Raw genomic sequence first — 347 nt, 5'->3', positions numbered from 1 at the left:
GCACTTCAACAACATTTAATGATCCAAAAGCGGTAAGTGCTCATTTCTTAGCAACAAAGGTATATGATTTTTATAAAGATAAATACAAGCGTAATAGTTTTGATAATAAGGGACAAAAAGTAGTTTCAGTTGTACATGCCTGGGATTCTGAAGATACAAATGATCCGAAGGATTGGCAGAATGCATTAAGTGCTAATAATGGTAGCATGCTTGTATATGGAGATCCTATTGTAAAGGCATTTGACGTAGCAGGACATGAATTTACACATGCGGTTACATCTAGCGAATCCAATCTTGAATATTCCGGAGAATCTGGTGCGATTAACGAGGCGTTATCTGATATTATG

At 36.3% G+C, this 347-nt stretch carries 1 protein-coding gene; it reads left to right on the top strand.

Features of this window, described 5'->3' with window-relative positions; genetic code table 11:
- On the top strand, positions 1-347 hold a 347-nt coding region (locus JDS96_RS30860; protein ID WP_199669135.1), incomplete at both ends, for a gluzincin family metallopeptidase.

Origin of the sequence: Bacillus cereus group sp. N21 (assembly GCF_016483395.1) — a bacterium.
In the GTDB taxonomy this organism is placed as follows: domain Bacteria; phylum Bacillota; class Bacilli; order Bacillales; family Bacillaceae_G; genus Bacillus_A; species Bacillus_A pseudomycoides.
The sequence above is the reverse complement of the archived record's forward strand: the minus strand, read 5'-3'. Positions and strand labels throughout refer to the sequence as shown.